Below are 26,913 nucleotides of genomic sequence, written 5' to 3' on the forward strand. Positions count from 1 at the left end.
TAAAACGTGCAGAATAATCGACAAAAAAAAGGAGCGAGTGCGTTTGTCATTTCGATTCTTATGCACCTTGCCTTGTTTGGGCTGTTAATTTGGAGCTCTTTATTTCAAACGGTTGAAATTATGGGCGGAGGCGAAGGAGAAGGCAATGCGATAGGTGCTGTGATGGTGGATACCGGCAATGCAGCACAAGAGTGGGGACGAATTCAGCAACAGAAAAAAGGGCAAGCGGATAAGCAGAAAAAGCCTGAATCTGTTGTGGAAGAAAAACCACCCGTTGAGGCTGAAGAGGTTAATCAACAAGAGATAGCCAAGCAGCAAGAACTCAAACGCCAGCAAGAAATCCAACGTCAAAAGGAGCTTGAGCGTCAGCAACAAGAGATCGAAAAACAAAAACAGCAGGAAATGGCCCGCCAGCAAGCTTTAGAGAAACAAAAAGCAGAAGAGGCAAAAGCCAAGCAAGCTGCTGAGGCGGCAAAATTAAAAGCAGAGGCTGAAGCAAAACGTTTAGCGGCAGTGGCAAAACAAGCAGAAGAAGAGGCGAAGGCGAAAGCCGCTGAGGCCGCGGAAAAAGCGAAAAAACAGGCCGAAGAAAAAGCAAAGGAAAAAGCGAAAGCTGAAGCTGAGGCCAAAGCGAAGGCGGCTGCAGAAGCTAAGGCGAAAGCTGAAGCGAAGGCGAAAGCAGAGGCAGAAGCAAAAGCGGCTGCAAGACGTAAAGCAGATCAAGCCGCTTTGGATGATTTTATGAATGGTGGCAATATCGGCGGTGGTAGCGCTCAGAAAGGGGGAAATGCCAATAAAGGCGGCTCTCAAGGAAGCGGTGCCGGATTAGGCGCCGGTGACGGTGGCAAAGTGGGTGATCAATATACTGGAGTGGTTAAGCGGGAAATCATGCGTCGTTTCTTGAAAGAACCTAGTTTAAACGGTAAAGTTTGCAAGACGAGAATTCAACTTGGTCGTGATGGCACAATTTTGAGTTATCAGAAAGAATCAGGGCCGGAAGATATTTGTACGGCGGCATTAGCTGCTATTGCAAGGACGAAGAAAGTGCCCGCTGCACCATCGGATGCTGTATACAATAGATATAAATCAATGGGTATTGATTTTGCTCCGAAATAATGGTTTTTTAAGTGTGTTAATTAGTTTACTTATAGGTTACAAAATGAAATTAATGAAAAAACTCATAAGCGTATTTGCCATGGTTTTTGCTATTGCAGGTCATGCGGTAGCAGAAGATGAAGTACGCATTGTTATTGATGAAGGTGTTGACAGCGCTCGCCCTATTGCGGTTGTGCCATTTGCCGGTTCAGCACCGGAAGATATTGGTAAGATTGTTGCCGATGATTTACGCAATAGTGGAAAATTTAACCCTATTGCCGTGGCACAAATGCCACAAAAACCGACCTCAGCCTCAGAAGTGAATCCTGAAGCTTGGACTGCATTAGGGATTGATGCGGTTGTGGTAGGTCAGGTAACGGCAACAGGAAGTGGATATAACATTTCTTATCAATTAGTTGATACGGTGGGCGCTTCGGGTACACCGGGTGCAGTGCTTGCGCAAAATAGCTATACGGTTACCAATAAATGGTTACGCTATGGTGCACACACAGTGAGTGATGAAGTGTTTGAAAAATTAACCGGAATTATAGGGGCATTCAGAACCCGTATCGCTTATGTGGTACAAAAAAATGGGGGTTCACAGCCTTATGAGGTGCGTGTGGCAGACTATGATGGCTATAATCAATTTGTTGTGAATCGTAGTTCACAGCCTATTATGTCGCCAGCATGGTCTCCGGACGGTAAACGTTTGGCCTATGTTTCTTTTGAAAATAAGAAGTCACAGTTAGTAGTACAAGATTTAGGATCCGGTGCCCGTAAAGTGGTTGCTTCATTTCCGGGGCATAATGGTGCCCCGGCATTTTCGCCGGATGGCTCCCGTTTAGCTTTTGCTTCATCACAAGATGGCACATTAAATATTTATGTGATGAGTGCAAATGGCGGTACGCCAACACAATTAACGCGTGGTGCGGGTAATAATACCGAACCTTCATGGTCGCCGGATGGCAGTGCTATTTTATTTACTTCAGACAGAAGTGGTTCACCTCAGGTCTATCGTATGAGTGCCAATGGTGGTGGCGCAACGCCTGTCGGAGGTAGAGGAAGTGCACAAATCAGTGGTGATGGTAAAACCCTTGTTATGATCAATGGTAACAATAATGTTGTTAAACAAGATCTGACGACGGGGGCTTCTGAAGTATTAAGTACCTCTTTCCTCGGAGAAAGCCCGAGTATTTCCCCGAACGGTATTATGATTATTTATAGTTCTACCCAAGGGTTAGGAAAGGTGCTACAATTGGTTTCTGCAGATGGTCGCTTTAAAGCGAGTCTTCCAGGAAGTAATGGCCAAGTGAAATTTCCTGCTTGGTCGCCATACTTAACTAAATAAAAATGTAATTAGGAGAAATCTAATGAGCAAATTTGTTAAATCATTATTAGTTGCAGCCTCTGTTGCGGCATTAGCAGCTTGTAGCTCTTCCAGCAATGATGCGGCAGGCAACGGTGCAAACAATGGTCAAACTTTTGGTGGTTATTCTGTTGAAGATCTTCAACAACGTTATAACACCGTTTATTTCGGTTTTGACAAATACAATATCGAAGGTGAATACGTTCAAATCTTAGATGCGCATGCCGCATACTTAAATGCAATGCCATCATCAAAAGTGGTTGTTGAAGGTAACACTGACGAACGTGGTACACCGGAATATAACATCGCTTTAGGTCAACGCCGTGCTGATGCTGTTAAATCTTTCTTAGCGGGTAAAGGCGTAGAAGGTAGCAAAGTTTCAACCGTTTCTTATGGTGAAGAAAAACCGGCTGTTTTAGGTCATGATGAGGCAGCATACTCTAAAAACCGTCGTGCTGTGTTAGCCTACTAATTTTTAGAGATATCATTTAGAAAAGGCAGAGAGTCATTCTCTGCCTTTTAATTTTTTCTATTACTTGATCTAAATTGTTGATTATTCACTCAACTAACAAAATAAATCAAAAAATTTCCTTGCGTTACTAAATAAAATCAGTAGTATAGGCGAAGCTTTTTTAGCGATATGGGTCGTTAGCTCAGTCGGTAGAGCAGCGGACTTTTAATCCGTTGGTCGAAGGTTCGAATCCTTCACGACCCACCAAATATTCCAAACATACCTTTTCTTCGTTCATTCTTTAAATAAACTTTGAGTTTTCTCTGTTTAGTACCTCATGATTGATAAGTTATTTTTATCACTAAAATAAGAAAATTCCTGACTTAATTTCAAGGTTATTATGATAAAATAGTCGCAAGTTTTAATCAGAGAATAGCCTGCGATGTTAGATCATATTCGAATCGTCCTTGTTGAAACTTCACATAGTGGCAATATCGGTTCCTCCGCAAGGGCGATGAAAACAATGGGGCTTTCCCAACTCTACCTTGTTTCGCCAAAATCTGTTGATGAACAAGCTATTGCACTTGCTGCGGGAGCTGATGATATTGTTAAAAATGCCAATATTGTGTCGACTTTTGATGAAGCAATCGCTGATTGTTCTTTAGTGATAGGAACAAGTGCACGTTTACGCCATCTACAGAGTACATTGATTGAACCAAGAGAATGTGCAGAAAAAGTTGCACAGCATCGGGGAAATGTAGCTATTGTTTTTGGGCGAGAGCGAGTGGGTTTGCATAACGATGAATTGCTTAAATGCCATTATCATCTGACAATTCCGGCAAATTCCGATTATTCATCATTAAATCTGGCTATGGCGGTTCAACTTGTCTGCTATGAATTACGTATGGCCCACTTAGTGGAACAACGGCATTTTGATATCACACCTGATAACCAATATGCAACGGCAAGGGATATGGAATACTTTTTCAATCATACCGAACGACTATATCAATCTTTAGGATTTATTCAAAATCAAAGCGTGATGCAAAAGTTAAGACGGTTATATAATCGTATCAACGTAGAGCAGAATGAATTAAATATTTTACGTGGTATGCTAAGTGCGGTTGAAAAACGGTTAAATTTGCCTAAAAGAGATAGTTGATTGTTTTAGTCGGATATGTAAAGATTAGCACAATTTTTTTAAGGAAACTTTATGAAACTTACTTCAAAAGGACGTTATGCCGTGACGGCAGTGTTGGATATCGCATTAAATTCCGGTACGGGTCCAGTGAACCTTGCCGATATTTCTGAACGTCAAAATATTTCATTATCTTATTTAGAGCAACTTTTTGCTAAATTACGTCGTGGTGGGTTGGTAAAGAGCGTTCGTGGACCGGGGGGCGGTTACCGGCTTGGTTTACCAAGCGAACAAATTTCTGTTGGGATGATTATTTCTGCGGTGAATGAAAATATTCACGTAACAAAGTGTTTGGGGCGGGGAAATTGTCAACAAGGTACAGAATGTTTAACCCATACTCTTTGGGAAGAATTAAGCAATCGTATTGAAAGCTTTTTAAATGAGATTACCTTAGCAGAACTTGTAAATAAACATGTCAAATCCCAGTCTCATCATATTGAAAATTTAATATTGGTAAATCAATAAAGGAAAGTCGCCGCCCCTTAAAGTGCGGTCAATTTTAGCGTGATTTTTTAGGAGTGAAAATGAAATTACCTATTTACTTAGATTATGCCGCGACCTGTCCGGTTGATGAGCGAGTGGCTAAAAAAATGATGGAATTTTTAACCATCGAGGGCACCTTCGGAAACCCGGCCTCACGCTCGCATAAATTTGGTTGGCAAGCAGAAGAAGCGGTAGATATTGCTCGTAATCAAATTGCTGATTTAATTGGTGCAGATTCTCGCGAGATTGTGTTTACATCCGGTGCAACGGAAGCGGATAACTTGGCAATTAAAGGTGTTGCGCATTTTTATCAAACCAAGGGGAAACATATCATTACTTGCAAAACCGAGCATAAAGCCGTATTGGATACTTGCCGCCAATTAGAGCGTGAAGGTTTTGAAGTCACTTATTTATCACCGGAATCTGATGGTTTAATTGATTTAGAAAAATTCAAAGCAGCACTTCGTCCTGATACGATCTTGGTTTCCATCATGCACGCAAATAACGAAATTGGTGTGATTCAAGATATTAAAGCCATTGGTGAACTTTGCCGTGCAAATAAAACCCTTTTCCATGTTGATGCAACACAAAGTGTAGGAAAACTGCCGATTAATCTTGCCGAATTACCGGTAGATTTAATGTCTATGTCCAGCCATAAACTTTATGGACCAAAAGGTATCGGTGCTTTGTATGTTCGTCGCAAACCTCGTGTCCGTTTAGAGGCGATTATCCACGGTGGCGGTCATGAACGTGGTATGCGTTCCGGGACTTTACCGGTTCACCAAATTGTGGGTATGGGCGAAGCTTATCGTATTGCAAAAGAAGAAATGGCAACAGAAATGCCTCGTTTGAAAGCACTTCGTGATCGTTTATATAACGGCTTGAAAAATATTGAAGAAACCTATGTCAATGGTTCGATGACACATCGTCTTGATAATAACTTAAACATTAGTTTTAACTATGTTGAAGGGGAGTCATTGATGATGGCATTGCGTGATATCGCGGTTTCATCCGGTTCTGCTTGTACCTCTGCAAGTCTTGAACCTTCTTATGTGTTAAGAGCATTGGGGCTTAATGATGAACTGGCACACAGCTCAATTCGCTTTACCTTAGGTCGCTATACCACGGAAGAAGAAATTGATTACACCGTGAATTTAGTCAAAAATGCGGTTAAAAAATTACGCGAACTCTCCCCATTATGGGATATGTTTAAAGAAGGTATCGATCTTAATACGATTGAGTGGTCTGCCCATTAATCTTTCATCAACTTCTCAAATTGATGGAAAAGTCTTTATCAGAATTTAAAAAAGGAAAGTTAAAATGGCTTATAGCGAAAAAGTAATCGACCATTATGAAAATCCACGCAATGTGGGTTCAATGGATAAAAAAGACAGTTCCGTAGGTACCGGAATGGTCGGGGCTCCGGCTTGTGGTGATGTTATGCAGTTACAAATTAAAGTCAATGACAACGGCATTATTGAAGATGCAAAATTCAAAACCTATGGTTGTGGTTCTGCGATTGCATCAAGCTCATTGATTACCGAATGGGTTAAAGGCAAATCTTTAGAAGAAGCAGGGGCGATTAAAAACAGCCAAATTGCGGAAGAATTAGAGTTGCCGCCGGTGAAGGTTCACTGTTCGATTTTAGCCGAGGATGCGATAAAAGCAGCGATTGCCGATTATAAAGCAAAACAAGGTGAATAAATAAAAAGTGCGGTTGTTTTCGACCGCACTTTTACTGATTTCTTGGGGGAAGAATGAGCATTACATTAACAGAAAAAGCGGCTCAACGTGTTAAAGCTTTTTTAGATAACCGTGGAAAAGGCATTGGATTGCGTTTAGGTGTCAAAACATCGGGCTGTTCCGGATTGGCTTATGTTCTAGAATTTGTGGATGTGTTAAACGAGGAAGATCAGGTCTTTGAACAACACGGCGTGAATGTGATTGTCGATCCGAAAAGCTTGGTCTATCTCAACGGCATTGAATTGGACTATGTCAAAGAAGGGCTGAACGAAGGCTTTAAATATAACAATCCAAATGTAAAAGAATCCTGTGGTTGCGGTGAAAGTTTCCACGTTTAATATCGAGCTAAAAGAGTATGTTAAATCCCTTTGAAATTTTTGGTTTACCTGTTGATTTCCAGTTGGATAGCCAAGCATTAAATGCCCGTTATCTGGAATTACAAAAAGCACTTCATCCTGATAATTTTGTATCTGCCAGTGCGCTAGAGCAGAGAATGGCGATGCAGAAATCAACAGAAGTGAATGATGCTTTAAAAACGTTAAAAGATCCGATTCTTCGAGCAGAAGCCATTGTTGCACTTAATCTGTGTGAACAACAAGATATTGAACAAAAGAGCACGCAAGATGTGGCGTTTTTAATGCAGCAGTTACAATGGCGTGAAGAGCTTGAAACAATTGAACTGGAAAAAAATGAAGTCGCATTGTCTATATTTGAGCAAAATGTCTGTAAAGTTAAAGTAGAAATGCTAAAAGAGTTACAAACTTATTTAAGTAATAATGAATGGGATAACGCATTATCCCTAACAAATAAATTACGTTTTATTCAAAAATTGATTTCTGAAATAGAAAAAACGGAAGAGCAATTGTTGGAGGTATAGTTATGGTGGATAAAAACACAATTGTTTTTGCAGCAGATAGTCGTTTTTCTGAACAATTAATGACTGCGATAAAATCAATTTGTTACCACAATAAAGATATACGTTTTTTTATTTTAAATAGAGAACTTTCGAGTGAGTGGTTTAGTCATATTCGTGCTTTTTTAGAGAAAATAAATTGTGAAATTTTTGATATAAAAATAGAATATAATGAATTAAAGAAATATTCGACTTTACCACATATATCCTCAGACTCCACCTATTTTAGATACTTCATTCCTGAATTTATTGATAGTGATAGAGTGCTTTACTTAGATTGTGATGTAATTGTTAATGGGTCATTAAACTCGATGTTTGAAATTGAACTAGGCGGCTATTTTTTAGCAGCCAGTTTAGATAATTTAGCTCATGATTTCCACAATCAGGATAATGCTTTTAACGCTGGAGTATTAATCATTAATAATCAATTGTGGAAAAAGTATGATACCCATCAGGAGCTCCTTAGGTTAACAGAACAATATGGTCATAAAATATCTGATAGTGATCAGGGAATTTTAAATTTATTATTTGAAGGTAAATGGGTGAAATTAACGCATAATGCTAATTATTTAGTTGGTGCTGAGTATATTTATATTAAAAATAATTTAACACAATTGATTCTTCGTCCGGAAAATGAGTTACCACTAATACTTCATTTTAATACCGAATTTAAGCCTTGGTTACCAATATATGATTTGCCTTTTAGGGATATTTATTGGTTTTATTATTCATTGCCTTGGCAAGATATTATTACTAAGCATCAAGAGGGATAAGTAAAAGGAAATAAAATGAAATCTCTCAATGAACTAATAGATAAAGAAAAGACAACGTGGAATATGATTCAAAGCTGGTTTAAGCAGGTCAATAACAACTTTGAAGTGTTGCCAAAGGAGGTGGAAGCCGCGAATAGCGAATTGTTGGGAATGCAGCTTTCAACCAAAACTCCTTTAGGGGCGATTATTTATGAAACCGGTGGTCTCTTAATTGACGGTGGTTGGTTGCGTATTTTAGGTTCGGGGCACGAAAAATTGCCCCGTGTTTTTTTTACTTGGAATTTGGGTAAGACCTTTGAAGGTATGGGGGAACGTCCGCTTTATTTATTGATTGCAGATGATATTGTAGGCGGTTATTTTGCGGTAAATGGTGGTGGTTTAGGAGAAAAAATCGGGATAGTTTATTACTATCATCCAAAAAAGCGAAAATGGGAAAGTATCGGACTAAATTATTCGCAATTTCTAGGTTGGGCACTTACAGCCGATATAGCGAGCTTTTATTATGATTTACGAAAAGAAAATTGGCAGCTCCTATTGGAACAAGTAAACGGTAACCAAATTATTAATTTAGAAACGTTGCAAACTCAGCCCATTGCTCGTCATTATCAGGATCTATTTACAGAGGAAGAAGATGATAAACACTGTTTCGGTTACCCGGTTAATTAATTTGATAAATTGATAGAGAAAAAAATGGCATTATTACAAATTTCAGAACCTGAACAAACAGCTGCCCCTCATCAACATCGTTTAGCCGTAGGGATTGATTTAGGGACGACTAATTCCTTAATTGCCTCCGTAAGAAGCGGTCAGGCGGTGATTTTAAATGATGAGCAAGATCGCAGCCTAGTTCCTTCCGTGGTGTACTATGGAAAAAATGGAAAACAAGTGGGGATAGAAGCCTTTGCGCAAGCCTCAAGTGATCCTAAAAATACGATCATTTCTGCCAAACGCTTAATTGGACGGAGTCTAACTGATGTTCAGGCTCGTTATCCAGCCATGCCTTATGATTTTGTAGCGAGTGAAAATGGCTTGCCGTTGATCCTCACAAACCAAGGGAAAAAAAGCCCTGTGGAAGTATCTGCCGATATTTTGGCGCATTTGAACCATATCGCAGAACAGCGACTAGGAGCAGAATTATCCGGGGTTGTGATTACCGTTCCCGCCTATTTTGATGATGCTCAACGCCAAAGCACAAAAGATGCCGCCCGTTTAGCGGGATTGAATGTATTACGCTTATTAAATGAGCCGACAGCCGCTGCAGTAGCGTACGGTTTAGATAGCGGCCAAGAAGGGATCATTGCAGTTTATGATTTAGGCGGCGGAACCTTTGATATTTCTATCCTACGTTTATCGAAAGGGGTGTTTGAAGTTCTTGCAACCGGTGGTGATACGGCTTTAGGGGGAGATGATTTCGATCATTGCATTGCTGATTGGGTCATAAAACAAACACAATTCCAACCACAAAATGTCAATCAACAACGTGAACTACTCACCCTTGCCGGTCAAGCAAAAGTTGCGTTGAGCAACTCGGAAAGTGCGGTCATTTCTTGGCAAGATTTTTCTATTAGCATCATCCGTGAGCAATTTAACGAATTAATTCATCCCCTTGTAAAACGTTCATTACTTGCTTGTCGCCGAGCCTTAAAAGATGCCAATGTCGATGCTGATGAGGTTCAACAAGTGGTGATGGTAGGTGGTTCAACACGAGTACCTTATGTTCGTGAGCAAGTCGGCGAATTTTTTGGCAAAACCCCACTCACTTCTATTGATCCGGATAAAGTGGTGGCGCTTGGGGCAGCGATTCAAGCGGATATCTTAGTCGGCAATAAAACCGATGCCAATATGCTATTGCTTGATGTGGTACCACTTTCACTCGGTATTGAAACCATGGGCGGCTTGGTGGAAAAAATTATTCCACGCAATACTACTATTCCTGTTGCTCGTGCTCAAGAATTTACTACCTTTAAAGACGGTCAAACAGCAATGAGCGTACATGTGGTGCAAGGTGAGCGTGAATTGGTGGCGGATTGCCGTTCACTTGGACGTTTCACCTTACGTGGAATTCCGCCAATGGCAGCGGGTGCGGCACATATTCGAGTGACCTACCAAGTAGATGCCGATGGTTTATTAAGTGTCACTGCGATGGAAAAATCCACCAAAGTGCAGGCCTCCATTCAAATTAAACCTTCTTATGGTTTAACCGATGAGGAAGTGACGGCGATGATCAAATCTTCCTTTGATCATGCACAAGAAGATTTGCAAGCCCGTGAATTGGCGGAGCAACGTGTGGAAGCTGATCGTGTGATTGAGAGTGTGATTGTGGCATTACAGGCAGATGGTTCTGCCTTGCTTAGCACAGAAGAATTTCATCATATTGAAGCGGTGTTGAAACAATTGATAGAGGTGAAACAGGGAAGTGATCGTCATGCCATCGCACAGGGCATTAAAGCCTTAGATGCCGCCACGCAAGAATTTGCTGCAAGACGAATGAATGCGAGCATTAATCGCGCTTTAACCGGTAAGAACGTATCGGATATGGAAAAATTGTAAAGAAAAGTGCGGTTAAATTTAGATGAGTTTTAATTTTATTTAAAATAGGCTGTTTTTTAATCATTGAGATTTGAGGAAAGTATTATGCCAAAAGTGATTTTTTTACCAAATGAAGAATTTTGCCCGGAAGGTATGGTGGTGGATGCAGCTGCCGGTGATAACTTGTTAGAAGTGGCACATAATGCGGGGGTAGAGATTCATCACGCTTGTGATGGCTCTTGCGCTTGCACGACTTGCCATGTGGTTATTCGTGAAGGATTTGATTCTTTAAATGAAACCAGCGATCAAGAAGAAGATATGCTGGATAAAGCATGGGGTTTGGAAATGGAGAGCCGTCTTTCTTGCCAGTGTATCGTGGGAGAGGAAGATTTAGTGGTGGAAATTCCAAAATATAATCTTAATCATGCGAACGAGGCGGCTCACTAATGAAATGGACGGATTCACAACTTATTGCAGAAGAATTGTATGATCAAAACCCTGATCTTGATCCTAAAACCGTACGTTTTACGGATTTACATCAATGGATTTGTGAACTGGAAGATTTTGATGATGATCCACAAAAATCGAATGAGGCAATTCTTGAAGCGATTTTATTGAAGTGGCTAGAGGAATATGAGTAAAAAATGCCCGCACTTTTGCGGGCTTTTTTTAATACAGATTAAGTTCTTTTACTTTTTTATTGATTTCTTGAACTAATTGATCGCCATTTTTGATATTTTTCAAAACCAGTTCACTCGATTTTGTATAACGATGTTGTATAACTAATTTATAAGATTTTAAAAACCAACTAATAAAGCCTGTGTAATAGACTGCATCACTAATATCTCTCCAATTTAAACCATAGGTTCCTTTTGACCAAGGAAAAATGCCTCCACTGACCCAAACACCATTTTCATCTGTATAGACTTTGTACACTTTTCGGTTAAGAAATCCTACGATTGAGAACGCGATAAAGACCAGAGAGCCGATGAATGAAGGAATGGAAAAACTACTTTCTTCTACTAGAGTAGCAACAAAAAGAGTAATAAGAAGGAGTGCAATCAATAAGAAGGGAATAAGAATAAGATAATCAACCCAATGTAAATAATAGGTTTTATTATCTGGTTGGTTGGTTGGTTGGTTGGTTGGCTTCCATGTTGTCCTCCAAATGACTAATTTTTAACCCTATACTATCAAATTCTATATATTTATCAAGGTATTACTCCACGAATCTTTCCATCTTCTACTTCAAATAATCTTCCTGTTTCCGCTTTCATCTCTTTAAGCTGTTTCTGTGTAATTGCCGTCACAAATACTTGTGATCCGCTTTGTTGTAAACGTTCGGCAAGCAATTCACGTTTAAATGGATCTAATTCCGAAGCGAAATCATCAACTAAGAAAATACAATGACGTTGTTTTTCTTTCATTAAATGTTCGCCTTGGGCGAGACGTAAGGCACACATGAGTAATTTTAATTGTCCACGAGAAAGTACATCTTCTACGGGTAATCCATTCGCTTTAAAACGAAAATCTGCTTTTTGTGGGCCGGAAAAAGTATAGCCAAGGGCTTTATCCCGCTCAAAATTTTGTTCCAGTAAATCACCATATTCAGTGTTTTTATCCCAGCCTTGCTGAAAAGCGACACTAATTTCTAATTCCGGTAAAAAAAGTTGGCAGGTTTTTTCAATATCTGTACGTAAAGCTTCCGCATACTCTGCACGCCAATTGCTGACATCGTGCGCAAGTTTGGATAACTCAATATCCCAGATTTTAATTGCTGCATAGGGTTGATGTTGAGTGAGCGCTGCATTGCGTTGTTTTAATAAACGGTTTAGGTTACGCCAAGCAGAATGAAAATGAGCATGATGATGAAACAAGCCCCAATCTAAAAATGCCCGGCGATAGCTTGGTCCACCATTAAGCAAAGTTAAACCTTCCGGGGTGATAAGTTGCATGGGGAGCAAGTGAGCAAGATCGGAAATTTTGTTTCCGTCTTCACCATTGATTTTAACAATTGTGTTGCCTTGGCGAAGTTTTTGTAATCCTATTGACCACTGATGTTGGTTTTCTTGAATATTTCCAAACAGGGTAAAATGGGGTTCATCATAAGAAATGATGCGATTTGTGACCGCACTTTTGAAGGAGCGCCCGTGTCCTAAATAGAAAATTGCCTCTAGCAGGCTGGTTTTTCCACTTCCATTATTGCCGATTAAAAAGTTAAAGCCGCAATCTAATTCAAGATCGACGGCATTTAAATTTCTAAATTTTTCAATCAGTAAACGGGAAATTGCCATCTTATAGACGCATTGGCATAATCACATATTCGCTGCTGTTATCTTCACAGTTTTCAATTAAGCAGCTAGAGGACGCATCGGTTAGTCGAATACGAACTTGTTGACACTTGAGAGCGTTAAGTACGTCTAAAATGTAAGTCACGTTGAAACCGACTTCTAATTCTTCACCGGAATACACGACATCAACAATTTCTTCCGCCACTTCGTGTTCAGGATTGGAGGCTGTGATTTTAAGTTGGTTTTCAGTTAAATTTAAACGTACGCTACGGACACGTTCATTGGAAAGAATAGAGGCACGAACAAAAGCTTGTTTTAGGGCATCCCAATTCCCTTCCACAATTTTGGTGGCATTACGTGGTAATACACGACGATAATCCGGAAAGCGACCATCAATTAATTTTGATGTGAAGGTAATATGATTGAGATGAATGCGAAGATTATTTGTACCGATTTGTAAACGTGCCGGTTCTTCACTGCTTTCTAATAAGCGATTGAGTTCCAACACGCCTTTACGTGGCAAAATAACCGCATGATTTTGTAATTCTTGTTCAAGTGCAATGGTACAAACTGCCAAACGGTGTCCGTCTGTTGCGACAGTGCGGAGTAAGTTGCCTTCTGTTTCAAATTTCATTCCGTTTAAGAAATAGCGGGCATCTTGGTTTGCCATAGAGAACTGGGTCGCCTCAATCAAACGGCGCAAGGTATTTTGCGGCAAGGCAAAATCCACCTCTGATTGCCAATCTGTTAAATTCGGATATTCTTCCGCCGGCAAAGTGGTGAGATTAAATTTACTTCTGCCTGATTGTACAATGGCACGATCTTCCTCAAAGGTGACGGTAATTTCAAATTCATCGGATAAAGTGCGGCAAATATCTAAGAATTTTTTTGCCGGAATGGTGAAATTGCCATTTGTAGTAGAAGAGGAAAGCTGGGTTTGCGTTGAAAGTTCGACTTCTAAATCTGTTCCGGTAATGGTTAAACGGTTATCTTCGATTTGAAGTAATACATTATTCAATACTGGAATATTTGGGCGACTGCTTAATACGCCACAAACTTGTTGTAACGGTTTTAAGAGATTTTCTCTGGAAATACTAAATTGCATGATGGCTCCTTATGCAGATAAGGTGCGAATTAAATTCGCCCAATCTTCTTGAATACTGTTATCTTTTTCACGAAATTTCGGCACTTCACGGCAGGCGTTCAATACAGTGGTATGATCCCGATCAAAAGCCCGACCAATTTCCGGCAAACTGCGGTTGGTTAATTCTTTTGCCAGTGCCATAGCGATTTGGCGAGGGCGTGTCACCGAGCGTTGACGGCTTTTGGATTTTAAATCCGACACCTTGATGCGATAGTATTCCGCTACGGTTTTTTGTATGTTATCGATCGTCACCAAGCGTTCTTGCAAGGCAAGAATATCTTTTAAGGTATCACGTACAAAATCAATATTAATTTCACCGCCTTTAAAATCTTGCATTGCTTTCACGCGATTGAGTGCGCCTTCCAGTTCGCGTACATTTGTGCGTAAACGTTGTGCAATGAAAAATGCCACTTCTTCCGGCAAATTCATTTGATGTTCTTCTGCTTTTTTCAATAAGATCGCTACACGGGTTTCTAAATCAGGCGGCTCAATAGCGGTGGTCAATCCCCAACCAAAACGGGATTTCAAACGTTCTTCAATTTTCTCAATTTCTTTCGGATAACGGTCGGATGTTAAAATGATTTGTCGACCGGTTTCAAATAAGTTATTGAAAATATGGAAAAACTCTTCTTGGGTTTTTTCTTTTTCAGCAAAAAACTGAATATCATCCACTAACAGTGCGTCAAGAGAACGATAGAATTTTTTAAATTGCTCCATGTTGTTATCACGCATTGCTTTCACCATATGCTGCATAAAATTATTCGCATGAATGTAAAGAACACGGGCGTTGGGTTTATTGGCTAAAATACCATTACCAATAGCGTGTAATAAGTGGGTTTTCCCCAAACCGGTGCCGCCATATAAGAAAAAAGGATTGGCGGCAGCCTCACCGGGTGCTTGCGCCAGTTTTTGTCCGACAGCACGAGCCAATTGGTTGGATTTTCCCTCTACAAAGTTTTCAAATAAATGTTTGGTATTGAGATGCGATTCAAACTTCAGCGGTTTTTCAATTTCAGACTCAATATTGACCGCACTTTCTTGCGGTTTAGCTTGCACTGCAGGCTCGGCTTTAGGTGCGGGTTTTACGCCTTCTTTAAGAATAATTTGTAATCTTGGGTTTTGTGAGAGGTTTTGGCAAATTTGATGAATTTGCGCAAGATAATGGGTTTCCACCCACCCCTTTACAAATACATTTGAGGCATAAAGCACGATTTGATCTTCAGAAACCACATCGGCTTGTAAGGGGCGAAGCCAAGTACTTAAATCGGTAGCAGAAACTTGATCTTGCAATTGGGAAAGGCAATTTTGCCAAAGATTAGAGAGGCTCACAATAAATTATCCTTAGTTATGCTTTTTCCATTGTGTGTGGGAATGGGGTCAATCACCGTTACAAAGTGCGGTTAAAAATCGGGGGGATTTTACAATAATCTTGAAAAAAAATCTCTCCCGAAAAGCGAAAAACTAAAAAAAGGTGACTTGAGATTCAGGCTAAAATCCGTATAATCCTTGCGATTTTTAAAGATGTGGGAAATTGTGTGATAAAAATCCCGTTCTTTGTTTGACGAAAGCCCAATTTATGATTAGAATTGCGGTCTATTTTTTTAACCCTTGTTTTGAATTCAAAACACAATAATTTTTGATTTAGGTAGATTACAATGAAACGTACATTCCAACCTTCAGTATTAAAGCGCAACCGTACTCACGGTTTCCGCGCTCGTATGGCAACCAAAAACGGCCGTCAAGTTTTAGCTCGTCGTCGTGCTAAAGGTCGTAAAAGTTTATCTGCATAATCGCTATTCTTAGTGGTTAAATTAAACTTTTCTCGGGAGTTGCGTTTGTTGACTCCCATTCAATTCAAAAATGTCTTTGAACAACCGTTTCGAGCCAGCACGCCTGAACTAAGTATTCTCGCTAGAAAAAATAATCTTGAGCATCCTCGCTTAGGTTTAACTGTCGCTAAAAAACATTTGAAGCGTGCGCATGATCGCAATCGAATTAAACGTTTAGTGCGTGAAAGTTTTCGCTTGCATCAACATCAGTTACCGGCTTGTGATTTTGTTTTTGTGGCAAAAGGCGGGATAGGTAAACTTGATAACCCCACATTTTATCAAACATTGGAAAAATTATGGCAACGGCACATTCGTTTGGCTCAAAAATCCTCATTGGGTTAATTCGTCTCTATCAGGTAACAATAAGTCCCCTGATAGGCCCACGTTGTCGATTTGTCCCGACGTGTTCATGCTATGGCATTGAAGCATTAAAAACCCATGGATTGTTAAAAGGTGGTTGGCTTACACTAAAACGTGTATTAAAATGTCACCCTTTAAATGCGGGTGGATTCGATCCGGTTCCACCAAAAAACCATAATAACGATGAGAAAAAGTAATGGACTCAAGACGTAGCCTCTTAGTATTAGCACTATTTTTTATTTCCTTCCTTGTTTATCAGCAATGGCAATTGGATAAAAATCCACCACCGGTTGCAGAACAAACCACATCAATCAGTTCAGATGTCCCTGCAAGTTCTTCCCCATCAACACAAATTGCGTCGGATTCAGCAGTCAAAGGTCGTCTTATCACCCTTGAAAATGATGTGTTACGTTTGAAAGTCGATACCTTAGACGGCGATGTGGTGAGTTCCGAACTCTTAAAATATGATGCAGAATTAAATTCCAACACCCCTTTTGTCCTGTTAAAAGATTCTCCTGAACATATTTATATCGCACAAAGCGGTTTGATCGGAAAAAACGGCATTGATACCAAATCCGGTCGTGCGCAATATCAAATTGAAGGTGATCACTTCAAATTAGCCGAAGGGCAAGATACCCTTTCAGTGCCATTGGTTTTTGAAAAAGAGGGCGTTACCTATCAAAAAGTCTTTGTGTTAAAACGGGGAAGTTATGATCTTGGTGTCGATTATAAAATCAATAACCAAAGTGCCCAAGCCATTGAAGTCAAACCTTATGGTCAGTTAAAACACACTTTAGTGGAAAGCTCCGGTAATGTCGCAATGCCGACTTACACCGGTGGGGCTTATTCTTCCTCTGAAACCAATTATAAAAAATACAGCTTCTCCGATATGCAAGATGCCAATCTTTCCATCAATACCAAAGCAGGTTGGGTTGCCGTATTACAGCATTATTTTGTTTCCGCTTGGATCCCAAACCAAGATGCGGATAATCAACTTTATACCCTCACCGATAGTAAGAATAATGTCGCTTCCATAGGCTATCGTGGGCCGGTGGTTACCATTCCTGCCGGTGCAGAAGAAACGATTTCCAGTTCACTATGGACAGGCCCTAAATTGCAAAATGAAATGGCAAAAGTAGCCAACCACCTCGATTTAACCGTCGATTACGGCTGGGCGTGGTTTATTGCTAAACCCCTCTTCCTCTTATTAACCTTTATTCAAGGGATAGTATCCAATTGGGGCTTGGCGATTATCTGTGTGACAATTGTCGTTAAAGCCATTTTATACCCGCTCACTAAAGCCCAATATACTTCAATGGCAAAAATGCGGATGCTACAACCGAAAATGCAAGAAATGCGTGAGCGTTTTGGGGATGATCGTCAGCGTATGAGCCAAGAAATGATGAAGCTTTACAAAGATGAGAAAGTTAATCCTTTAGGCGGTTGTTTACCTATCCTTCTTCAAATGCCGATTTTCATTGCGTTATATTGGACATTTATGGAAGCGGTAGAACTTCGTCATGCGCCGTTCTTTGGCTGGATTCAAGATTTATCGGCACAAGATCCTTATTACATTTTGCCTATCCTCATGGGGATCTCAATGTATTTGTTGCAAAAAATGTCACCGACACCGGTCGCGGACCCTGTGCAACAAAAAGTGATGAATTTTATGCCGTTAATTTTTATGTTTTTCTTCCTTTGGTTCCCGGCAGGCTTAGTATTATACTGGTTAGTCTCTAACCTTATCACAATAGTACAACAGCAACTGATTTACCGTGGATTAGAGAAAAAAGGATTACATTCTCGTAATAAATAATTCTTACTGACAGAAAAAGGCATCGAAAGGTGCCTTTTCTCTCATAACCTATTGAAAACCGATCTTTAAGGGCGTATGCGATACGCCCTCTTGTATTTTAAGCGCACAAAAGTGCGGTGATTTTTGGAAGCGTTTTTATGAAAGAAACAATTGTTGCCCAAGCGACAGCACCGGGGCGTGGTGGAATAGGTATTTTACGGGTTTCAGGCCCTTTAGCCCTCCATGTGGCAGAGCTTGTCCTCGGTAAATGTCCGAAACCTAGAATGGCAGATTATCTGCCTTTCAAAGATGCCGACGGCACCCTGTTGGATCAAGGCATTGCACTTTATTTTAAAGCCCCCCACTCTTTTACCGGTGAAGATGTTTTAGAGCTACAAGGTCATGGTGGGCAAGTAGTGCTGGATCTATTGTTAAAACGAATCTTGCAAATTGAGGGGATTCGTTTAGCCCGTCCGGGCGAATTCTCTGAACAGGCATTTTTAAACGATAAGTTAGACCTCGCTCAAGCCGAAGCCATTGCCGATTTAATTGATGCCACCTCCGAACAAGCCGCCCGTTCGGCATTAAAATCCTTGCAGGGGGAATTTTCCCATAAAATTAATGCCTTGGTTGATTCTGTTATCTATCTTCGTACCTATGTTGAAGCCGCCATTGATTTTCCTGATGAAGAAATTGATTTTCTGGCCGATGGCAAAATTGAGGCAAATTTACGCAATATTATCGAACAACTGGATGCCGTTCGCCGTGAAGCAAAGCAAGGGGCAATTTTGCGTGAAGGAATGAAAGTAGTGATCGCAGGCCGCCCCAATGCGGGAAAATCAAGTCTATTAAATGCCCTTGCCGGACGTGAAGCCGCCATTGTGACAGAAATCGCAGGCACAACGCGTGATGTATTGCGTGAACATATCCATATTGATGGGATGCCGTTGCATATTATTGATACCGCAGGACTTCGAGATGCCACCGATGAAGTGGAACGTATCGGCATTTCTCGCGCTTGGACAGAAATAGAACAAGCCGATCGCATTATCTTAATGCTGGATAGCCATGACCCCGATAGCCAAGATCTTGAAAAACTGCGGTCAGAATTCTTTGCAAAATTACCGACAACCATTCCCATCACTATTGTGCGTAATAAAATTGATTTAAGTGATGAACACGCCGGTTTAACGGAAGAAAACGGCTATCCGGTTATTCGCTTATCGGCTCAAACGCATCAGGGGGTGTCACTGCTCCGTGAGCATTTAAAACAAGCCATGGGCTTCCAAATGGGAACAGAAGGGGGATTTCTTGCCCGCCGCCGTCATTTAGAGGCCTTAGAAAAAGCCGCCGAACATCTACAAAGCGGCTTATTTCAATTAACGACTTTCCATGCCGGTGAATTATTGGCAGAAGAGTTACGTTTGGTGCAAACGCATTTAAGTGAAATCACCGGACAATTTACCTCAGATGATCTCCTTGGCAATATTTTCAGTTCCTTTTGTATTGGTAAATAAAGGGGAGCAACCGTGGCATTTTATACATTATGGCTCATTGCATTAGGGCTTTCGATGGATGCCTTTGCTGTGTCCATATCCAAAGGGTTAGCCATGCGATCGTTTCGTTGGAAACAAGCCTTGCTGATCGCTTTTTGCTTTGGCTTTTTTCAAGCGATTATGCCTTTTATCGGCTATTTATTAGGATCGCAATTTAACCGTCTGATTCAAGATTGGGATCATTGGATCGCCTTTTTGCTTTTATCACTTATTGGTATCAATATGATTCGGGAAGGCTTCACCGAAGATGAAGAACAGAACATCCTATCCCTTATTAGCATGAAACGGGTATTCACATTGGGTTTGGCCACCAGCATTGATGCGCTTGTCGTAGGTATCTCTTTTGCTTTTTTAAACGTAAATATTTTCCAAGCAATATGGATTATTGGGACGACTACCTTAGTGATTTCCTTTATCGGTATAAAGAGCGGTCATTTTTTAGGGAAAAAATTTAAAAGTAAAGCTGAAATTTTTGGTGGTTTGGTGCTCATTATTATGGGAATTAAAGTCCTCTTTGAACACGGGGTTTTCGCATTTTAAGGTGCGATTTCTTTCACTTTCGATTATAATTTCGAAAATTTTGTCTTTTTAAAAGGGTCAATATGTTAATTGAAAAAATGCATGGTGCGGCAAACACCAAAATTGCAAAATTTATTCTCGGATTAATTACTGTTTCGTTTTTGGTTGGGGGGATGTCCGGTTATTTATTTAACACAAACGACACCTACGCCGCCAAGGTGAATGGGGAAACCATCTCCCAACAAACCTTTATGGAGCGCTACAACCAAGAGTTTGAAACACGCGCAGCCCAAGAAGGTGAAGCCTTTTTAACACAATCTGATTCGCCTGTTTTTGTTAACACATTACGTCAAGCACTCATTGAACGTTTAGTGGATCAAGAATTGCTCCGTCAATATGCGAAAGAACTCAAATTAAATGTCAGCGACGAGATGATTAAACGAGCCATCGTTTCTGATCCTAATTTTCAATCCAATGGAAAATTTGATAATGGGCTATACCAACAAATTCTCGCACAAAACCGTTTAAATTCTGATACTTATGCAAGCATTTTGCGTGGTGCACTCACGTTGGAACAAATGCAAAAAGGTATTGCTGACAGCGAGTTTATGGTGCCCGTTCAAGTCAAAGAAAATGCACAGGTTTTCTTTCAAAAACGTATTGCACGTTTAGCCACCCTACCGCTTTTAGAAGCAATGGCAAAACAAACAATTTCTGAAGATGAAGTGAAAAGCTACTACGAGGCCAATCAAAAAGCCTTTGTGCAACCTGAACAAGTGAAAGTGCAATATATTGAAGTTTCCCGCGAGGATGTTGCCAAAGGCATTCAAGTAAGTGATGTCGAAATTGCACAATATTATCAAGACAATAAAGCACAATTTGTCTCTCAACGTTTGGCGCATATCCAATTTGCTAACGAGCAAGAGGCACAATCCGCTTATCAAGCATTACAAAATGGCGCAAGCTTTGCCGAACTAGCCAAAACCCATTCCTTAGATAAAATTTCAGGTGAAAATGGGGGTGAATTGGGTTGGATTAATGCAAATGAATTACCTAAAACCTTTGAAGATGCCGCCCTCTCCCTCCCTGTAGGAAAATATAGCGAACCGGTGAATGTGGATGGCAATTTCCATATTATCTTAGTGGAAGAACGGAAAGAAAAACCCCTTGATGAAGTGAAAGGGCAAATCGCCGATCTTGTTCGTCAATCCTTGTTGGAAAACCGTTTTTATTCTATTGAGAAAAACGTGCGCGAGAAAGCCTTTGAAGACAGCAAATCGTTAGATGCGGCTGCACAAGCAGCCGGGGTAAAAGTTCAACAAAGCGATGATTTCTCCCGTCAAAATATCCCTGCAGCACTCAACTTCCCGAATGTGGTTTCGGCTATATTTGATTCCGATATTACCAATGGAGGTGTAAATTCCGAGCCATTAAATGTGGGTGAACAACACTTCGTTGTCGTTAGAGTGTTAGATCATAAAGCGGAAGGGGTAAAATCACTAGAGGAAGCGAAAGCAGATATTGAAAGCTTTTTAAAACGTGAGAAAGCCGAAAAAACCTTAATGGAAAATGCAACCCAATTAGTCGATGAGCTTTCTCACCAGCCGAATAAATTATCGGAAGGTATCACATTCAGCGCACCACAAACCTTTAGTTTTGTTGAAACCCAAGATCCGATTTTAACCAATGGTATTTTCTCCATGGTAAAACCGGAACAAGGAAAAACGGTCCATAAAGTGGTCCGCAACAGTAAAGGCGATGTAATTGTTGCTGCCCTTGAAAAGGTAGAACAGGGCACATTAAATGAGCAGGAATTGGCACAATTTGGCGCTCAATTAAGCCAAGCCCGTCAATTTGAATTACGCACACAACTTTTACAAGCCCTGCGGGATAAAGCACAAATCGAAATCAACGAATCCTTTATTAAACAAGAAGAGGAAGAGTAATGATAAAAGCCTCTGTTTTTCATAGGCTTTTTGATGAGAGGGTCAATTGCAATTCCCTCTAATTTTTGATAAAAAGTGCGGTAATTTTTAACCGCACTTTTTTATTATATATAAAGGAGAAGCTATGGCAGAAGAAACCATTTTTAGCAAAATTATTCGTCAAGAAATTCCTGCAAATATCGTTTATCAAGATGAACTTGTCACTGCGTTTCGAGATATTGCGCCGCAAGCGAAAACTCATATTTTAATCATTCCGAATAAATTAATCCCCACAGTCAACGATGTGACAGAACAAGATGAAGTTTCGCTCGGAAGGTTATTTACCGTCGCGGCGAAATTAGCCAAACAAGAAGGGATTGCAGAAGAAGGCTATCGCCTTATCGTCAACTGTAATCAACACGGCGGACAAGAAGTGTTCCATCTCCATATGCACCTCGTCGGGGGAGAACCGCTAGGCAAAATGTTAGGTAAATCATGAAACGTTCACTGATTATTTTTGCAAGCCTCGTGCTTGCGGCCTGTTCAAGTTCCGTACCGAATTTGAACCACACAAATCGCCCTATTTTGAATATCGTGGCAGAACTTGCCCCTTCGATAGAAGCTAAAGCAGATTTCAATTCCGCTTGGGTAAAAAATAAAAGTACTCAACCACGCCATGTAAATTACCATTTGTTTTGGTATAACGAACAGGGCGTAACGCAAGTTTGGGCACAACAAAAAGAGAGCCTTGTCGGTCATTTTTATTTACAGCCCCAAGAGAAACAGTTTATTGAGCTTGCCAAACCAACACCGGAAAGTACAAATTATCGCCTTTATTTACAATAAATTATGTCTACATTATTAATTGATCTTGAAAGCTATGAACTCACCCAAGAGGAGGTGGAATTACTCACGCATCCTTTAGTCGCCGGGCTGATTTTGTTTACCCGTAATTTTCACGATCACCAACAAATTCAACACCTTATTTCCTCCGTCCGCCAGCGTGTAAAAAAACCACTATTAATTACGGTAGATCAAGAAGGCGGGCGGGTACAACGTTTCCGAGAGGGTTTCACCCAATTACCGGCAATGCAGGCGTTTGCCGCCTTATCCAAATCGCCTCAGCAACAACAGGCTTGGGCATACGAAGCAGGTTGGCAAATGGCGGCAGAAATGCTGGCCCTTGATATTGATTTAAGCTTTGCCCCTGTTTTAGATTTGGGCCATGAATGTCGTGCTATTGGCGATCGGAGTTTTTCAAATGAGGTGAAAAGTGCGGTTAATTTAGCAAGCGTTTTTATTGACGGAATGCATGAAGCAGGCATGGCAACAACCGGTAAACATTTTCCGGGGCACGGCCATGTGTTAGCGGATTCTCACTTAGAAACCCCTTATGATGAAAGACCTCGGAATGAGATTTTCAGCCAAGACATTCAACCTTTCCAGCAATTAATTCAACAAGGCAAATTAGATGCTATTATGCCTGCCCATGTGATTTATTCACAATGTGATAGCCAACCGGCAAGTGGCTCGGAATATTGGTTAAAACATATTTTACGGGCGCAATTACAGTTCAATGGGGCGATTTTCTCTGATGATCTGGGTATGAAAGGAGCCGGATTTATGGGCGATTTTGTAGAACGCAGCGAAAAAGCCTTGAATGCCGGTTGTGATTTATTATTACTTTGTAATGAACGACAAGGTGTGGTTCAAGTGCTTGATCATTTAAAATTAATCGAAACCCAAGCACACTTTGCTCAACGACAAGCCCGTTTAGCTTCCCTCTTTAAAAGAAAATCCCGCACTTGGGAAGCCTTGACGAAAAGCGCACGTTGGTCAGAAAATCATAAAAAACTGACCGCACTTCAACAAGAATGGTTAGCACAAAAAGTATGATTTGCCATCATTATCAAAAAGGAGATTGTCGCTCTTGCCAATGGCTTGAAAAGCCTTATGAGCAACAACTTGCTGAAAAGATAACCCATCTTAAACATCAGCTTTCTCATTTAAACTGCGAAAAGTTAGTTTGGTTTTCTCCTTTTCAATCGACACAGACAGAATTCCGTAATAAAGCCAAAATGGCGGTGAGTGGTGCGGTAGAACGACCGATTTTTGCTCATCCTCAAGGTGCGGTGGATTTATGTGATTGCCCCTTGTATCCCACCTCGTTTAAGAGGATTTTTCCTATTATTAAGGATTTTATCGGACGGGCCGGTTTAGTTCCCTATAATATCGAAAAACGAAAAGGCGAACTAAAATATATTTTTCTAACAGAAAGCCATGCGACAGGAAAATTGATGTTACGCGTTGTACTGCGTTCTGAAAGTAAGTTACCCCTCATTCGTCGTGAACTTGATGGGCTTTTAGCAAGACTCCCACAACTGGAGGTAGTCAGTGTCAATTTACAGCCTCAACATGCCGCCATTCTAGAAGGTGAAGAAGAAATCTTTTTAACAAAGCAGCAATATCTGCCGGAAAATTTTAATAATGTGCCACTTTTTATCCGCCCTCAAGGCTTTTTCCAAACCAACCCAAACGTTGCAGCCGGTTTATACGCCACGGCACAAGAATGGGTAAAGCACTTACCGATAAGCAAACTATGGGATTTATTTTGTGGTGTGGGCGGCTTTGGCTTGCATTGTGCAAAAATACTTAAACAAACTCAATCCCAGCCGATAGCGCTCACAGGAATAGAAATTTCCCCCTCAGCAATTTTAGCCGCACAAAAATCGGCTCAAACATTGGGGATAGAACAGGTAGAATTCCAATCTTTAGATGCGGCAAATTTTGCATTAAATCAGACAGGAAATCATCCTGATTTGGCCATTGTCAATCCGCCCCGCCGTGGCATTGGGCAAAAATTAAGTGAATTTCTCAATGAAATGCAACCTCGCTTCATTTTATATTCCAGTTGTAATGCCGTTTCAATGGGTGAAGATTTACGCTATCTCACCCATTATAAAGCAACAAAAATTCAACTTTTTGATATGTTTCCAAACACCGCACATTATGAGGTCTTAGTCTTGTTAGAAGCTCACCAAGGCTAACGCACCATTAATTTGCAATCTATTCCAAAAAATAGCGATAAAACCCAAATAAATGATGATTAATTTATAAAGGCTTTTTGCAACCTTGGAAAAATTAATCTCGTAAAAATAAGAGGTTTATCTAACAATGCTTGAAAGATAGGAAAAAAATGAAAGTTTAACGACTGATTTGATGATGACTTTGCTATAATTTGCTATAAATTGGTGGGTCGTGAAGGATTCGAACCTTCGACCAACGGATTAAAAGTCCGCTGCTCTACCGACTGAGCTAACGACCCAAATGTAGGATTTTAAAGGAGTTTTTTATAAAATTGAGATTTTATAAAATGGTGCCCGAAGCCAGACTTGAACTGGCACGCCTCGAAAGGCGAGGGATTTTAAATCCCTTGTGTCTACCGATTCCACCACTCGGGCAAATTGGAGCGGGAAACGAGGCTCGAACTCGCGACCCCGACCTTGGCAAGGTCGTGCTCTACCAACTGAGCTATTCCCGCCCGTTACTGCTATTGCTAAACAGCGAGGCGTATTTTACCGATTTATGGCATACTGTCAAACAGAAATAATAAAAAATAGATTGATTGCTTAAAAATAGCGCAAAAAAATGCGGTTAAATTCAACCGCACTTCTTTCAAAGCGTAATATTCCCATCATAAATATGAGTAGCTTCTCCGGTCATATAAAGTGGATGTCCCTCGCCTTGCCATTCAATTGTAAGGCTCCCCCCTGGCAAATCAACTTGTACCTTGTTATCAAGCAAGCCCTGCATCATTCCTACGGCTGCTGCCGCACAAGCCCCGCTACCACAGGCTTGGGTTTCACCGGCACCACGCTCATAAACCCGTAATTTAATATGATTACGATTTACCACTTGCATAAAACCGGCGTTAACACGCTCTGGAAAGCGTTCATGACTTTCTAATAAAGGTCCGAGTTGTTCCACATTTGCCCTGCAAATATCTTCCACTTGTACAACACAATGAGGGTTTCCCATAGAAACGGCACCGCATAGCACCGTTTGAATGTCAGTACGTAAAATATAATTCTTTTCAAATTTATTGGCGATAAAAGGAATTTTTGCCGGCTCCCAAATTGGCTCGCCCATATTGACACGAATTTGACCGTCTTCTTGAACCGTTAAAATCATCTTTCCTTTTTGGGTGCTGACCGCAATATTTTTTTTGTTGGTTAAGCCCTTAAGAGTAACAAAACGTGCGAAACAACGTGCGCCATTACCACATTGGGAAACCTCGCTGCCATCGGCATTAAAAATACGATAATGAAAATCCAACTCCGGATCGTAAGGCGGCTCCACAATTAAGAGCTGATCAAAACCAATACCACGATGGCGATCAGAAAGGCGTTTGATGGTTTCCGTCGTAAAATAAACATTTTGTGTAATAGCATCCACTACTACAAAATCATTGCCTAAACCGTGCATCTTAGAAAATTGCATTTCTATCCTTAAATTCTTTAAAGCGATTGTTCGGCATTATAGTAAGCTACAACGAGAATGGCAAATCAGCGGTAACAAAGAAAAATCACGGTGTTATGTGGCACGCAATCTTGTGGTGATCTACATTATCGCCGGTATGTTCTATGCCTTTGGGGGGATGTTAGAAGCCGGTCGTATAGGCTCGGCAACCAACAACCTCGGTTTTATGTATGAATTAGATGCTATTGCGGCTTGTGTGGTCGGTGGGGTCTCATTTGCCGGCGGAGTAGGAACGGTCGTTGGGGTGGTTACTGGGGTGATTATTTTTACGGTCATCAATTATGGATTAACCTATATTGGTGTTAATCCTTACTGGCAATATATTATTAAAGGAAGCATTATTATCCTCGCCGTTGCCATTGACTCTCTAAAATACGCGAAGAAAAAATAATAGAAGGGGCTGA

General features: G+C 40.7%; 30 protein-coding genes, 4 tRNA genes and 1 pseudogene. 27 read left to right on the plus strand and 8 right to left on the minus strand.

What is annotated here, in order from left to right; all coding sequences use genetic code 11:
- Positions 1 to 6 precede the first annotated feature (6 nt).
- The 15 genes from tolA (at position 7) to iscX (ending at position 11,192) form a co-directional block, all read left to right on the plus strand.
- The gene (gene tolA, locus BKK52_RS05520) at positions 7 to 1,116 is read left to right on the plus strand and encodes a cell envelope integrity protein TolA (protein WP_077478180.1); all 1,110 of its coding nucleotides are present in this window, start codon (positions 7 to 9) and stop codon (positions 1,114 to 1,116) included.
- Between the two features lie 43 nt (positions 1,117 to 1,159).
- Complete coding sequence (gene tolB, locus BKK52_RS05525; RefSeq protein ID WP_077421476.1) at positions 1,160 to 2,443, plus strand: Tol-Pal system beta propeller repeat protein TolB; 1,284 nt, start codon at positions 1,160 to 1,162, stop codon at positions 2,441 to 2,443.
- Between the two features lie 22 nt (positions 2,444 to 2,465).
- Positions 2,466 to 2,933 (plus strand): peptidoglycan-associated lipoprotein Pal, encoded by a 468-nt coding sequence (pal, locus tag BKK52_RS05530; protein ID WP_077421477.1) that lies wholly within the window; start codon positions 2,466 to 2,468, stop codon positions 2,931 to 2,933.
- A gap of 170 nt (positions 2,934 to 3,103) precedes the next feature.
- Positions 3,104 to 3,179, plus strand: a tRNA-Lys gene (locus tag BKK52_RS05535).
- 175 nt (positions 3,180 to 3,354) lie between these two features.
- Positions 3,355 to 4,074 carry a tRNA (cytosine(32)/uridine(32)-2'-O)-methyltransferase TrmJ gene (gene trmJ, locus BKK52_RS05540; RefSeq protein ID WP_077478182.1) on the plus strand — a complete coding sequence of 240 codons (720 nt, stop codon included), beginning with the start codon at positions 3,355 to 3,357 and terminating at the stop codon, positions 4,072 to 4,074.
- Positions 4,075 to 4,125: 51 nt separating this feature from the next.
- Entirely contained in the window at positions 4,126 to 4,575 is a 450-nt protein-coding gene (gene iscR / locus BKK52_RS05545) for a Fe-S cluster assembly transcriptional regulator IscR (protein ID WP_077421479.1), read from the plus strand.
- Between the two features lie 59 nt (positions 4,576 to 4,634).
- Positions 4,635 to 5,849, plus strand: a complete 1,215-nt coding sequence (locus tag BKK52_RS05550; protein ID WP_077478184.1) for an IscS subfamily cysteine desulfurase — start codon at positions 4,635 to 4,637, stop codon at positions 5,847 to 5,849.
- 64 nt (positions 5,850 to 5,913) lie between these two features.
- The gene (gene iscU / locus BKK52_RS05555) at positions 5,914 to 6,297 is read left to right on the plus strand and encodes a Fe-S cluster assembly scaffold IscU (RefSeq protein ID WP_077415449.1); all 384 of its coding nucleotides are present in this window, start codon (positions 5,914 to 5,916) and stop codon (positions 6,295 to 6,297) included.
- Between the two features lie 53 nt (positions 6,298 to 6,350).
- Positions 6,351 to 6,674 (plus strand): iron-sulfur cluster assembly protein IscA, encoded by a 324-nt coding sequence (iscA, locus tag BKK52_RS05560; protein WP_077421481.1) that lies wholly within the window; start codon positions 6,351 to 6,353, stop codon positions 6,672 to 6,674.
- Between the two features lie 17 nt (positions 6,675 to 6,691).
- Positions 6,692 to 7,213, plus strand: a complete 522-nt coding sequence (gene hscB / locus BKK52_RS05565) for a Fe-S protein assembly co-chaperone HscB (RefSeq protein ID WP_077478186.1) — start codon at positions 6,692 to 6,694, stop codon at positions 7,211 to 7,213.
- 2 nt (positions 7,214 to 7,215) lie between these two features.
- Complete coding sequence (locus BKK52_RS05570; protein WP_077415443.1) at positions 7,216 to 8,022, plus strand: glycosyltransferase family 8 protein; 807 nt, start codon at positions 7,216 to 7,218, stop codon at positions 8,020 to 8,022.
- A gap of 15 nt (positions 8,023 to 8,037) precedes the next feature.
- Positions 8,038 to 8,688 carry a DUF2625 family protein gene (locus tag BKK52_RS05575; protein WP_077478188.1) on the plus strand — a complete coding sequence of 217 codons (651 nt, stop codon included), beginning with the start codon at positions 8,038 to 8,040 and terminating at the stop codon, positions 8,686 to 8,688.
- A 24-nt stretch (positions 8,689 to 8,712) separates the two neighbouring features.
- Positions 8,713 to 10,572 carry a Fe-S protein assembly chaperone HscA gene (gene hscA / locus BKK52_RS05580; protein ID WP_077478190.1) on the plus strand — a complete coding sequence of 620 codons (1,860 nt, stop codon included), beginning with the start codon at positions 8,713 to 8,715 and terminating at the stop codon, positions 10,570 to 10,572.
- 84 nt (positions 10,573 to 10,656) lie between these two features.
- Positions 10,657 to 10,998 (plus strand): ISC system 2Fe-2S type ferredoxin, encoded by a 342-nt coding sequence (gene fdx, locus BKK52_RS05585; protein ID WP_077433450.1) that lies wholly within the window; start codon positions 10,657 to 10,659, stop codon positions 10,996 to 10,998.
- Positions 10,998 to 11,192 carry a Fe-S cluster assembly protein IscX gene (iscX, locus tag BKK52_RS05590; RefSeq protein WP_077478192.1) on the plus strand — a complete coding sequence of 65 codons (195 nt, stop codon included), beginning with the start codon at positions 10,998 to 11,000 and terminating at the stop codon, positions 11,190 to 11,192. The genes fdx and iscX overlap by 1 nt, the downstream gene beginning before the upstream one ends.
- A 28-nt stretch (positions 11,193 to 11,220) precedes the next feature.
- Here the strand turns inward: iscX and BKK52_RS05595 are convergent, their stop codons facing one another.
- The 4 genes from BKK52_RS05595 to dnaA all read right to left on the minus strand — a co-directional run bounded on the left by BKK52_RS05595 (position 11,221) and on the right by dnaA (position 15,315).
- A complete protein-coding gene (locus tag BKK52_RS05595) occupies positions 11,221 to 11,487 on the minus strand; it encodes a hypothetical protein (RefSeq protein ID WP_077478193.1) in 267 nt (88 codons plus the stop codon).
- A gap of 275 nt (positions 11,488 to 11,762) precedes the next feature.
- Positions 11,763 to 12,845, minus strand: coding sequence for a DNA replication/repair protein RecF (gene recF, locus BKK52_RS05600; RefSeq protein WP_077478195.1), 1,083 nt, complete (start codon positions 12,843 to 12,845; stop codon positions 11,763 to 11,765).
- A gap of 1 nt (position 12,846) precedes the next feature.
- Entirely contained in the window at positions 12,847 to 13,947 is a 1,101-nt protein-coding gene (gene dnaN, locus BKK52_RS05605; protein ID WP_077478197.1) for a DNA polymerase III subunit beta, read from the minus strand.
- Between the two features lie 9 nt (positions 13,948 to 13,956).
- Positions 13,957 to 15,315, minus strand: coding sequence for a chromosomal replication initiator protein DnaA (gene dnaA / locus BKK52_RS05610; protein ID WP_077474233.1), 1,359 nt, complete (start codon positions 15,313 to 15,315; stop codon positions 13,957 to 13,959).
- Positions 15,316 to 15,641: 326 nt separating this feature from the next.
- On the opposite strand from dnaA, the gene rpmH reads away from it, so the two are divergent.
- From rpmH to rlmC, 11 genes are all read left to right on the plus strand, one after another.
- Positions 15,642 to 15,776 (plus strand): 50S ribosomal protein L34, encoded by a 135-nt coding sequence (gene rpmH, locus BKK52_RS05615; protein ID WP_007241546.1) that lies wholly within the window; start codon positions 15,642 to 15,644, stop codon positions 15,774 to 15,776.
- Positions 15,777 to 15,788: 12 nt separating this feature from the next.
- On the plus strand, positions 15,789 to 16,157 hold the full coding sequence (gene rnpA, locus BKK52_RS05620; RefSeq protein ID WP_077421231.1) for a ribonuclease P protein component: 369 nt from the start codon (positions 15,789 to 15,791) through the stop codon (positions 16,155 to 16,157).
- Positions 16,112 to 16,372: a membrane protein insertion efficiency factor YidD gene (yidD, locus tag BKK52_RS05625; RefSeq protein ID WP_077421232.1), complete on the plus strand. Its 261-nt coding sequence runs from the start codon at positions 16,112 to 16,114 to the stop codon at positions 16,370 to 16,372. The genes rnpA and yidD overlap by 46 nt, the downstream gene beginning before the upstream one ends.
- Entirely contained in the window at positions 16,372 to 17,991 is a 1,620-nt protein-coding gene (yidC, locus tag BKK52_RS05630) for a membrane protein insertase YidC (RefSeq protein ID WP_077478199.1), read from the plus strand. Before yidD ends, yidC begins: the two co-directional genes overlap by 1 nt.
- A 137-nt stretch (positions 17,992 to 18,128) precedes the next feature.
- Positions 18,129 to 19,487, plus strand: a complete 1,359-nt coding sequence (gene mnmE / locus BKK52_RS05635; RefSeq protein WP_077421234.1) for a tRNA uridine-5-carboxymethylaminomethyl(34) synthesis GTPase MnmE — start codon at positions 18,129 to 18,131, stop codon at positions 19,485 to 19,487.
- A gap of 12 nt (positions 19,488 to 19,499) precedes the next feature.
- A complete protein-coding gene (locus BKK52_RS05640) occupies positions 19,500 to 20,066 on the plus strand; it encodes a manganese efflux pump MntP (RefSeq protein WP_077474231.1) in 567 nt (188 codons plus the stop codon).
- Positions 20,067 to 20,128: 62 nt separating this feature from the next.
- Positions 20,129 to 21,991 (plus strand): SurA N-terminal domain-containing protein, encoded by a 1,863-nt coding sequence (locus BKK52_RS05645; protein WP_077421236.1) that lies wholly within the window; start codon positions 20,129 to 20,131, stop codon positions 21,989 to 21,991.
- 124 nt (positions 21,992 to 22,115) lie between these two features.
- Positions 22,116 to 22,469, plus strand: a complete 354-nt coding sequence (gene hinT, locus BKK52_RS05650; protein ID WP_077421237.1) for a purine nucleoside phosphoramidase — start codon at positions 22,116 to 22,118, stop codon at positions 22,467 to 22,469.
- Positions 22,466 to 22,816 carry a putative periplasmic lipoprotein gene (locus BKK52_RS05655; protein ID WP_077474229.1) on the plus strand — a complete coding sequence of 117 codons (351 nt, stop codon included), beginning with the start codon at positions 22,466 to 22,468 and terminating at the stop codon, positions 22,814 to 22,816. The genes hinT and BKK52_RS05655 overlap by 4 nt, the downstream gene beginning before the upstream one ends.
- Positions 22,817 to 22,819: 3 nt before the next feature.
- The gene (nagZ, locus tag BKK52_RS05660) at positions 22,820 to 23,866 is read left to right on the plus strand and encodes a beta-N-acetylhexosaminidase (RefSeq protein WP_077421239.1); all 1,047 of its coding nucleotides are present in this window, start codon (positions 22,820 to 22,822) and stop codon (positions 23,864 to 23,866) included.
- Positions 23,863 to 25,017: a 23S rRNA (uracil(747)-C(5))-methyltransferase RlmC gene (gene rlmC / locus BKK52_RS05665; RefSeq protein WP_077421240.1), complete on the plus strand. Its 1,155-nt coding sequence runs from the start codon at positions 23,863 to 23,865 to the stop codon at positions 25,015 to 25,017. The genes nagZ and rlmC overlap by 4 nt, the downstream gene beginning before the upstream one ends.
- A gap of 202 nt (positions 25,018 to 25,219) precedes the next feature.
- Here the strand turns inward: rlmC and BKK52_RS05670 are convergent.
- The 4 genes from BKK52_RS05670 to dapF all read right to left on the minus strand — a co-directional run bounded on the left by BKK52_RS05670 (position 25,220) and on the right by dapF (position 26,470).
- Positions 25,220 to 25,295: transfer RNA gene (locus BKK52_RS05670), tRNA-Lys, on the minus strand.
- A 49-nt stretch (positions 25,296 to 25,344) separates the two neighbouring features.
- Positions 25,345 to 25,431, minus strand: a tRNA-Leu gene (locus BKK52_RS05675).
- Positions 25,432 to 25,435: 4 nt separating this feature from the next.
- Positions 25,436 to 25,511: transfer RNA gene (locus BKK52_RS05680), tRNA-Gly, on the minus strand.
- Positions 25,512 to 25,645: 134 nt separating this feature from the next.
- Entirely contained in the window at positions 25,646 to 26,470 is an 825-nt protein-coding gene (dapF, locus tag BKK52_RS05685; protein WP_077478201.1) for a diaminopimelate epimerase, read from the minus strand.
- A 64-nt stretch (positions 26,471 to 26,534) separates the two neighbouring features.
- On the opposite strand from dapF, the pseudogene BKK52_RS05690 reads away from it, so the two are divergent.
- A pseudogene (locus tag BKK52_RS05690) lies at positions 26,535 to 26,900 on the plus strand (ABC transporter permease subunit); the annotation flags it as partial.
- Between the last annotated feature and the right edge of the window lie 13 nt (positions 26,901 to 26,913).

The organism is Rodentibacter trehalosifermentans (assembly GCF_002000545.1).
GTDB lineage: Bacteria > Pseudomonadota > Gammaproteobacteria > Enterobacterales > Pasteurellaceae > Rodentibacter > Rodentibacter trehalosifermentans.

Excerpts from the sequence above, each read along its gene's own strand:
- BKK52_RS05550 (WP_077478184.1), top strand. The coding sequence starts at position 4,635 with ATGAAATTACCTATTTACTTAGATTATGCCGCGACCTGTCCGGTTGAT.
- dnaN (WP_077478197.1), bottom strand. The coding sequence starts at position 13,947 with ATGCAATTTAGTATTTCCAGAGAAAATCTCTTAAAACCGTTACAACAA.
- hscB (WP_077478186.1), top strand. The coding sequence starts at position 6,692 with ATGTTAAATCCCTTTGAAATTTTTGGTTTACCTGTTGATTTCCAGTTG.
- nagZ (WP_077421239.1), top strand. The coding sequence starts at position 22,820 with ATGTCTACATTATTAATTGATCTTGAAAGCTATGAACTCACCCAAGAG.
- dapF (WP_077478201.1), bottom strand. The coding sequence starts at position 26,470 with ATGCAATTTTCTAAGATGCACGGTTTAGGCAATGATTTTGTAGTAGTG.
- rlmC (WP_077421240.1), top strand. The coding sequence starts at position 23,863 with ATGATTTGCCATCATTATCAAAAAGGAGATTGTCGCTCTTGCCAATGG.
- BKK52_RS05570 (WP_077415443.1), top strand. The coding sequence starts at position 7,216 with ATGGTGGATAAAAACACAATTGTTTTTGCAGCAGATAGTCGTTTTTCT.
- trmJ (WP_077478182.1), top strand. The coding sequence starts at position 3,355 with ATGTTAGATCATATTCGAATCGTCCTTGTTGAAACTTCACATAGTGGC.
- yidD (WP_077421232.1), top strand. The coding sequence starts at position 16,112 with ATGGCAACGGCACATTCGTTTGGCTCAAAAATCCTCATTGGGTTAATT.
- BKK52_RS05655 (WP_077474229.1), top strand. The coding sequence starts at position 22,466 with ATGAAACGTTCACTGATTATTTTTGCAAGCCTCGTGCTTGCGGCCTGT.
- iscA (WP_077421481.1), top strand. The coding sequence starts at position 6,351 with ATGAGCATTACATTAACAGAAAAAGCGGCTCAACGTGTTAAAGCTTTT.
- iscX (WP_077478192.1), top strand. The coding sequence starts at position 10,998 with ATGAAATGGACGGATTCACAACTTATTGCAGAAGAATTGTATGATCAA.
- BKK52_RS05575 (WP_077478188.1), top strand. The coding sequence starts at position 8,038 with ATGAAATCTCTCAATGAACTAATAGATAAAGAAAAGACAACGTGGAAT.
- recF (WP_077478195.1), bottom strand. The coding sequence starts at position 12,845 with ATGGCAATTTCCCGTTTACTGATTGAAAAATTTAGAAATTTAAATGCC.
- mnmE (WP_077421234.1), top strand. The coding sequence starts at position 18,129 with ATGAAAGAAACAATTGTTGCCCAAGCGACAGCACCGGGGCGTGGTGGA.
- iscU (WP_077415449.1), top strand. The coding sequence starts at position 5,914 with ATGGCTTATAGCGAAAAAGTAATCGACCATTATGAAAATCCACGCAAT.
- BKK52_RS05645 (WP_077421236.1), top strand. The coding sequence starts at position 20,129 with ATGTTAATTGAAAAAATGCATGGTGCGGCAAACACCAAAATTGCAAAA.
- tolB (WP_077421476.1), top strand. The coding sequence starts at position 1,160 with ATGAAATTAATGAAAAAACTCATAAGCGTATTTGCCATGGTTTTTGCT.
- iscR (WP_077421479.1), top strand. The coding sequence starts at position 4,126 with ATGAAACTTACTTCAAAAGGACGTTATGCCGTGACGGCAGTGTTGGAT.
- pal (WP_077421477.1), top strand. The coding sequence starts at position 2,466 with ATGAGCAAATTTGTTAAATCATTATTAGTTGCAGCCTCTGTTGCGGCA.
- fdx (WP_077433450.1), top strand. The coding sequence starts at position 10,657 with ATGCCAAAAGTGATTTTTTTACCAAATGAAGAATTTTGCCCGGAAGGT.
- rpmH (WP_007241546.1), top strand. The coding sequence starts at position 15,642 with ATGAAACGTACATTCCAACCTTCAGTATTAAAGCGCAACCGTACTCAC.
- hscA (WP_077478190.1), top strand. The coding sequence starts at position 8,713 with ATGGCATTATTACAAATTTCAGAACCTGAACAAACAGCTGCCCCTCAT.
- yidC (WP_077478199.1), top strand. The coding sequence starts at position 16,372 with ATGGACTCAAGACGTAGCCTCTTAGTATTAGCACTATTTTTTATTTCC.
- hinT (WP_077421237.1), top strand. The coding sequence starts at position 22,116 with ATGGCAGAAGAAACCATTTTTAGCAAAATTATTCGTCAAGAAATTCCT.